This window comes from Gammaproteobacteria bacterium, from assembly GCA_016199745.1.
In the GTDB taxonomy this organism is placed as follows: Bacteria; Pseudomonadota; Gammaproteobacteria; order Acidiferrobacterales; family Sulfurifustaceae; genus JACQFZ01.
The window spans coordinates 77759-84527 of the sequence record JACQFZ010000035.1 but is presented as its reverse complement, the minus strand read 5'-3'; the positions used below and the strand labels follow the sequence as shown (position 1 = coordinate 84527).

Below are 6769 nucleotides of genomic sequence, written 5' to 3'. Positions count from 1 at the left end.
GCAATCGCCGCTCCAGCCGTCGAACTTGAAGCTGGCGTTGTAGGGGGTGGCGGTTAAGACGTCGGTGCCGCTGCCGAATTTGCGCAGGCAGTTGGCGCTGGGGCTGTTGACGCCGGCGGCGATGGAGCCGCAGCTGATGCCACTGGGGCTGGTGATGTAGCCGAAGCCGGAGACGGCGACGCGGAGCAGGTTGTCACCGGCGCTGGCCGATTGGAAAGTCGCGGTGACCGAGCGCGCTGCCGTCATGCTAACGGAGCAAGTGCCGACGCCGGAACAGGCGCCGCTCCAACCGGAGAACGTGTAACCCGTGCTGGCAGCCGCGGTAAGAATAACGGTGGCACCGCTGCTGTAGCTCTCGGCACAGTCGGACGGGCAGGACACGCCGGTCGGTGCCGATGTGATGCTGCCGGAACCGGCGACCGATACATTAAGCGCAAAGTTACTCGACGCGGCGGCGAACGTTGCTGTTACCGTGCGGGCGGCACTCATCGTGACCGTGCAGGTGCCGGTCCCGGAACAGCCGCCGCTCCAACCGCTGAAGCTTTGGTCGGTGCCGGGAGCAGCGGTAAGCGTGATCGACGTCGTCGACGTATAAGGCTCGGTGCAATCGCTACCGCAGTTGATGCCGGCGGGATTGGAAGTGACGATACCGGTACCGACGGTAGATATCGTTAGCAGATTGCTGTCAGGCGTGAACGTCGCCGTGACCGTGCGCGCTGCTGTCATCGATACTGTGCAAGCGCTGGTCCCAGTGCAAGAAATCCCGCTGCCGCTCCAACCGCTGAAAGTATTGCCGGTTGCTGCTACCGCGGACAGCGTGACGGACGTTCCTGATGCATAAACCTCGTTGCAATCGCTGCCGCAATTGATGCCGGCCGGACTCGAAGTCACGGTGCCGGAGCCATTACGGGTCACGGTGAGCGTGCGATTTTGGGTAAATGTCGCCGTTACCGAGCGTGCTGCTGTCATCGGCACGGTGCACGCACCGGTGCCGGTACAGGCAATGCCGCTGCCGCTCCAACCGGTGAAGGTATAACCGGTTGTTGCCGCTGCCGTTAGTGTGACTGAGGCGCCGGAAGCATAGTCTTGCGTGCAATCCGCTCCACAGGTAATTCCGCTCGGGTTCGAGGTGACGGTTCCTGATCCGGAGACAGCGACATTGAGCGTGTAGTTGGTCGCAGCGATTGGGCTAAACGTCGCGGTCACAGCTTGTGCCTGCGTCATCGGCACGGTGCATGTGCTCGTACCCGAGCAGGAAATGCCGCTACCGTTCCAGCCGCTGAAGTTGAAGCCATTCCCCGCCGTGGCGGACAGCGTTACGGAAGTGCCGGCATTGAACGTTTCATTACAGTCGCTGCCGCAATTGATGCCGCTCGGGCTCGATGTGACGGTGCCGGTACCGTTGGTGCTAACCGTCAGCTCGTAGCTGCTCGGTAGTGTTTGGGTAAATGTCGCGACGACGGTGCGCGCGACGGTCATCGATACCGTGCACGTACCGGTTCCAGGGCAGGAAATGTCATTGCCATTCCAACCGGCGAACGTATAGCCATTGGTGGCGGCAGCGGTAAGGGTGACGGAGGTATCGGCGGCGTACGACTCGGTGCAATCGTTGTTGCAGTTGATGCCGTTCGGCATGGACGTAATCGTGCCATTGCCATCAACGTTAACCTGCAACGTGTAATCCGTTGCCGGCGATGTATCGTTGGCAATGTCGCCGATTGTTTCCTCGTTAGCACCGCAACCGGCGAGCGCTAACGCGGCGATAAAGCTTAGCCATGCAGGCATGCGACAGATAAGATTTTTGTGGGCGACAACGACGTGTCCCTTATGGTTCATAAAGATTCCTCTTATCAGCGAAAAAAATTTTGATTCTTCTTAGCTAACGTCACGGGCATGACGGTTAGGGGTGATAGCTAGGTAATTCGATGACGTAGGTGTCTACAGTTTGACCGCCACCCCAGAGCAAGCGAGTGCCGCGTGGGCGGGAAGTTACGGTGCCGGAACTGCTGCGATTACCTTGCAGCCTGTTGTTAGCCGGTGATGAGGGGGAGGGCGAGTCGCTCGGCGTCGTTACGCTGGCGGTATCCGCCTCATTGCTGTTGCCGGTAGACCGTGATCGCACGGTCGATAACGAGGCAAAAACGGCAAAGCGACGAGGGGTCCGGCAATCGACCAATATCATTATTATTCCTCCCTTCGATTCCCTAACCACACTGTCTATGGGGAAGACAGGGGCTTGGTCCTCTCACGGTTCGGTGCCGTTGCGACGGTATTTATTATTCGGTGCCGCAACGAAATTTGTTGTTGTTAAAAACCTACAGGGAATTTATAGAACGCCCTGCGTACAAAGAAAGCTTTAACAGATTGGCGGTTTTGGCTCGGAGATAAGCGGGCGGGATAGTTATAACTAACCGGATAAAAGGTTTACCGACAATTTGCGTCAACACAACGAAACCGGGATTGGTTTTGACGTGCCGCCGAGGGGATCTTGCTGACTCATTAAGCAGCGCGGAGTGGGGTCTCCGCGCTGCTGACTACCAATGACGAGGTTACAGCCGCCAGACGCGGATGCCGGCGGCTTGCAACGATGCGGTGTTGAATTGCGCTTTCACGTCGACGAAGCAGCCATTGTTGACCAGCTTCTTTTTATAATCGGCGATATCGCGCTGCAGGAACGGTTTGTGCGCGACCGCTGCCACCATTGCATCAGCGACCGGCAATTCGTCCCACTTGAGTAGCTTGATGCCGTATTCATGCATGGCATCGGCCGCTTCTGGCACCGGATCGTGCACCGAAACGTTGACACCGTATGAACGCAGCTCGTTGATGACGTCGATGACACGCGAGTTACGCAGGTCCGGCACGTTTTCTTTAAAGGTCAGGCCGAGGACGTTGACGTTGGCGCCCTTGATCGGGCTGCCGTTGCTGATCATTTGCTTAATGGTCTGCTCGGCGATGAACTTGCCCATGTTGTCGTTGATGCGCCGGCCAGCGAGGATCACCTGCGGGTGGTAGCCGAGCATCTCCGCTTTGTGCGTCAGATAATAAGGATCGACGCCGATGCAGTGACCGCCGACCAGGCCGGGGCGAAACGGCAGGAAGTTCCACTTCGTGCCGGCGGCTTGCAAGACTTCCAGGGTATCGATGCCGAGCTTGTTGAAAATCAGCGAGAGCTCGTTCATGAGGGCGATATTGAGATCGCGTTGCGTATTCTCGATGACCTTCGCTGCCTCCGCGACCTTGATGCTCGATGCTTTGTGCACGCCGGCGGTGATGACGGCCGCATAAAGTTTGGCAACGGCGTCGAGTGTCGCCGAGGTATCACCGGAGACGACCTTTACGATGCGGGTGAGGGTGTGCTCTTTATCGCCCGGGTTAATACGCTCCGGCGAATAGCCGACGAAGAAATCTTTTTTCCATTTCATCCCCGATTCTTTCTCGAGGATAGGAATGCAAACTTCTTCGGTTGCACCCGGATACACGGTCGATTCGTAGACGACGATCGCGCCGCGCTTCATATACTTGCCGACCGCCTTGCTGGCGCCGACTAGCGGACTGAAATCGGGTTGATGCGCTTCATCGACCGGCGTGGGAACGGCGACGACTAAGAAGTCGCATTCTTTGAGCTCGTTCGGATCGGTCGTCGGCCGCAATTGCGCCGACGCGCGCAATTCTTCGGTGCTGACTTCGCCGGTCGGATCGATGTGACGGCGATAGCTTTCGATTTTTTCCGTACTGAGATCGTATCCGACGGTTTTGAATTTTTTACCAAACTCTACGGCTAGGGGCAACCCCACGTAGCCGAGCCCGACCACGCCAACAGTGCTCATGATTTGATCTTTCACCCTTGTCTGTTAATGTTCCGCCGCCTCTTAACTGGGCGATGGGAACTGGTTAATTGAGGCCGGACGGGCGGAGGAACCGAAAGCCGTTCTGACCATATGCTGGTGAATGGTAGGGGAAAGTAGGGGAAGGGTCAAAGTACAGACGGTAGTCCGTTTGTACTATAAGTATCAAGCGTAAGTAGACTTGAACATTGGAAAAAGTCGTCGAGGAGGGGTCATGACGGTTTTAGTCACCGGAGGCGCTGGATTTATCGGCTCGCATTTGACCGAGCGTCTGCTCGCCGCCGGCCACCGGGTACGGGTTCTGGACAATCTGTCGACCGGTAAACGCGTCAATCTTCCGACGCACGCCGCGTTCGAATTTATTGAGGGCGATATCCGCGATGCCGACCGCGTACGTGCGGCCGTTACGGGCTGCGAGGCAATCGTCCATTTGGCGGCGGTTGCTTCCGTGCAGGCGAGTGTCGACGACCCGATCGGCACGCACGGCTCCAATTTAATCGGCACGCTGAACTTGCTTGAGGCGGCACGGCACGCCGGTATCCGTCGTTTTCTGTACGCCAGCTCGGCGGCGGTTTACGGCGACACCACCGCGCTACCGGTTAACGAAGACACCGTGTTAAAGCCGCTTTCGCCGTACGCGGCCGATAAGCTCGCCGGCGAGCATTACTTATTCTTCTATGGACAGAAGTACGGCGTAGTAGGGACGGCCTTTCGATTCTTTAATATCTATGGACCACGACAAGATCCGTCGTCGCCATATTCCGGCGTAATCAGCATCTTTGTCGATCGGGCGCGTGCGAATCAGCCGGTAACGGTATTCGGCGACGGGCGGCAAACCCGGGATTTCGTCTACGTGGCCGATTTGGTCGACGTATTGTTTAGCGCCCTTGGCAACGATCGCGCCGGCGGCCAGGTGATGAATGTCGGCCGGGGTGTCGAGGTTTCCTTAGTAGAGATGCTGCAAGAGCTAGAGTTCTTGTTTGGCCGGCCTATCGAACGGCGCCTACAGCCGCCCCGGATTGGCGACATTCGCAAGTCGTGCGCCGACATTAGCCGCTTAAAAAAGCTCTTGAGCCGCGCACCCGATACGACCATACGTGCCGGCCTTAGCCGCCTGGTTCAGTCCTTGGCGAGTTGATTATTTAGATTAAGTATCCCGCCGATTGCGTTATCAGTGCGGTTTGTTTTTCTTAGGATTCGGATTCGAGTGCGCCCATGGCTGTCCCCGAGTGTTCGCGATTCTTGCCGGCGATATCCTCCTCTTTGGTATTGAACTTGGGACGGACAACAGGGGAAGCGACGGCGCGCTCAGCAGGGTGCGCCAGTTGCGCTTGCGGCATCGGTGCCACCGGTTTTTCCTGCAGGCAACCGGCTACGGCGACGGTGGCGGCCAATACGGAAAGCAGTGCCAGACGAGTGAGCAATGGAGAGTGGGTCATAAGTGTCACTTGGCTCGATTGACTGCAGCCATTATTTTGTAACGGCTTCCGATTGACAATACAGAAATGTCTGGAGTGCCGTGCGCTTACAAATGATTTTGTGCGCTAAACCCTTGACCCTATACGTCTCGCCACGTAGAGTACCCGGCCTTTGGCGGGTCCCTCTTAGCGAAGAAGAGGGGAGTAAAAAGGGGCCATAGCTCAGCTGGGAGAGCGCTTGCATGGCATGCAAGAGGTCGCCGGTTCGATCCCGGCTGGCTCCACCAATTTATTTTTTATTTGTTAGCCTCGATATATTAGGTATTTAAGTTAGTCCTCCGTCCCCATCGTCTAGAGGCCTAGGACATCGCCCTTTCACGGCGGTAACCGGGGTTCGAATCCCCGTGGGGACGCCAATTTAAAACAGATAAGTTACCCCCCAACCGGGGATTCAACCCCGGTTAAATTTTTCCCACTTCTTAACTTCTCGTGAAGAATGAATTATTTGATTACTCTCGCGGAGGCTGACAATTGCGCGCTGCCTCCCAACGGTATATTTCTTTGGCAAGGCCTGGACGAAGATGATCGGCCAGCGGTTCCACGCATCGGTCAACTTTTGCCTTCACATCCATATACAAAGGATGAGTCCGGAAGTGCTCAATGATGTCTTTCATCGGGCGCTCGGCTTCGACATAGTGTACGTAGACATCGCCCAGCGCCCAGATACTGCGCCGCTTCACGCCGACCAACCATGGTAAATCGGTGCTATCGGACTCGGCGAACGCCTTCGATATTTGCGCGCGACTGCCAGGAATATACCGTTCCGGCTTCGTTGGGATGCGTCGTCAGCCGAAAGCGACTCCAGTTTTCGCCGCGTTCCAGAACCGGGGATTCGGCATACTCGCTGAACAAGTCTTTCCAATTTTCAATTTGATTGGTGATCTCGAAAACAACGTCGATCGGCGCGTGTAAGGCAATGCTGTTTTTCGTGTATCCCATGATGATCCTGTTCCTTTCCCTAAGGTTGTACGATGACTATTGCGTGGCGACCAAGAACGAGATCATCGCCGCTACCATGCAGCCGGTTCGTATTCTGTGCCACAGCTTCCATTCGCCGCGAAACGCGCTGGTTTCGGCGGGTGGCGCGGTTTCGTTCCAAGTGCCCATGATTCGATCGATTGGAACGTTCTTCGATCGTGAAATTACCGAGCAAGCAAGAACGCAGATCACGGCCAAACCGAAAAAACTCCGTTTGAAACCGCTATTCGTTAAACCCAGCAACAAAAGCCCGATGCAAATAGAGCCGAGTGCTATCGCTGGCATGTATTTGTCCATTCGTTCCGTCACCCGCAGATGAATCTGCAGATATGTGGAGGGGGGAATTTCGTCGTACACCGTCACGACAACCAGCGCGAACGCCGTCATCGCACCGGCCGCGAGCCCGGTGGCCAATACAGCAAATAAGTTGAGTACAGGTACCAGCACGTTTGACCTCCTTTAACG

At 56.4% G+C, this 6769-nt stretch carries 8 protein-coding genes and 2 tRNA genes; 4 read left to right on the top strand and 6 right to left on the bottom strand.

Annotated features, from left to right (window positions below; all coding sequences use genetic code 11):
- A partial coding sequence (locus tag HY308_08985; protein ID MBI3898416.1) for an InlB B-repeat-containing protein occupies positions 1–1836 on the bottom strand: 1836 nt, incomplete at its 3' end.
- A 158-nt stretch (positions 1837–1994) separates the two neighbouring features.
- Here HY308_08985 and HY308_08980 point away from each other — a divergent pair.
- A complete protein-coding gene (locus HY308_08980; protein ID MBI3898415.1) occupies positions 1995–2360 on the top strand; it encodes a hypothetical protein in 366 nt (121 codons plus the stop codon).
- 189 nt (positions 2361–2549) lie between these two features.
- Here the strand turns inward: HY308_08980 and HY308_08975 are convergent, their stop codons facing one another.
- Positions 2550–3830: a nucleotide sugar dehydrogenase gene (locus HY308_08975; protein MBI3898414.1), complete on the bottom strand. Its 1281-nt coding sequence runs from the start codon at positions 3828–3830 to the stop codon at positions 2550–2552.
- A gap of 232 nt (positions 3831–4062) precedes the next feature.
- On the opposite strand from HY308_08975, the gene HY308_08970 reads away from it, so the two are divergent.
- Positions 4063–4986, top strand: coding sequence for an NAD-dependent epimerase/dehydratase family protein (locus tag HY308_08970; protein ID MBI3898413.1), 924 nt, complete (start codon positions 4063–4065; stop codon positions 4984–4986).
- A 52-nt stretch (positions 4987–5038) separates the two neighbouring features.
- Here the strand turns inward: HY308_08970 and HY308_08965 are convergent, their stop codons facing one another.
- Positions 5039–5287, bottom strand: coding sequence for a hypothetical protein (locus tag HY308_08965; GenBank protein MBI3898412.1), 249 nt, complete (start codon positions 5285–5287; stop codon positions 5039–5041).
- A 190-nt stretch (positions 5288–5477) separates the two neighbouring features.
- On the opposite strand from HY308_08965, the gene HY308_08960 reads away from it, so the two are divergent.
- Together HY308_08960 and HY308_08955 are read left to right on the top strand one after the other, a co-directional pair.
- Positions 5478–5553 (top strand) — tRNA-Ala (locus tag HY308_08960).
- Between the two features lie 53 nt (positions 5554–5606).
- Positions 5607–5682 (top strand) — tRNA-Glu (locus HY308_08955).
- A 93-nt stretch (positions 5683–5775) separates the two neighbouring features.
- Here the strand turns inward: HY308_08955 and HY308_08950 are convergent.
- From HY308_08950 to HY308_08940, 3 genes are read right to left on the bottom strand one after another with little or no spacing between them, the layout of a single operon-like run.
- The gene (locus tag HY308_08950; GenBank protein ID MBI3898411.1) at positions 5776–6105 is read right to left on the bottom strand and encodes a TcmI family type II polyketide cyclase; all 330 of its coding nucleotides are present in this window, start codon (positions 6103–6105) and stop codon (positions 5776–5778) included.
- A complete protein-coding gene (locus tag HY308_08945; protein ID MBI3898410.1) occupies positions 6032–6265 on the bottom strand; it encodes a hypothetical protein in 234 nt (77 codons plus the stop codon). Before HY308_08945 ends, HY308_08950 begins: the two co-directional genes overlap by 74 nt.
- Before the next feature lie 36 nt (positions 6266–6301).
- Positions 6302–6751: a DUF1772 domain-containing protein gene (locus HY308_08940; protein MBI3898409.1), complete on the bottom strand. Its 450-nt coding sequence runs from the start codon at positions 6749–6751 to the stop codon at positions 6302–6304.
- Positions 6752–6769: the final 18 nt, after the last annotated feature.

What these genes read in the sequence shown, in the direction of transcription:
- HY308_08965 (MBI3898412.1), bottom strand. Translation starts at nt 5,287, where the DNA reads ATGACCCACTCTCCATTGCTCACTCGTCTGGCACTGCTTTCCGTATTG.
- HY308_08970 (MBI3898413.1), top strand. Translation starts at nt 4,063, where the DNA reads ATGACGGTTTTAGTCACCGGAGGCGCTGGATTTATCGGCTCGCATTTG.
- HY308_08975 (MBI3898414.1), bottom strand. Translation starts at nt 3,830, where the DNA reads ATGAGCACTGTTGGCGTGGTCGGGCTCGGCTACGTGGGGTTGCCCCTA.
- HY308_08945 (MBI3898410.1), bottom strand. Translation starts at nt 6,265, where the DNA reads ATGGGATACACGAAAAACAGCATTGCCTTACACGCGCCGATCGACGTT.